Here is a 254-nt window from a genome sequence, read left to right on the forward strand (position 1 = left end):
GTGTCATCAACGGTGGCAGCACGCTCGATGTGCCGTTTGGCAATGATCTGCTGACATCACGGGTCGACGGAGTCAATTACCGTCGCGACGTACCGTATACCGTCACCTGCAGCGCCCCGTTCAGCAACGCGTTGACCCTGGAACTCAAGGGCACAGGGGCATCGTTTGACAGCGGTTCACTGGCGACCCGCAAGGCGGGGGCGCGATGATCACTGCGCGAATGGTCAAACTGGTCTGGGCCTGCACGCCCTGGC

Annotated in this window: 1 protein-coding gene; it reads left to right on the forward strand. The window is 61.8% G+C overall.

The window, feature by feature from the left end:
- The coding region (locus AC0L20_RS41390; RefSeq protein ID WP_473295893.1) for a fimbrial protein at window positions 1–209 on the forward strand (209 nt) is incomplete at its 5' end.
- Window positions 210–254 lie beyond the last annotated feature (45 nt).

It is taken from the genome of Bradyrhizobium sp. Kon58 (genome assembly GCF_055807455.1).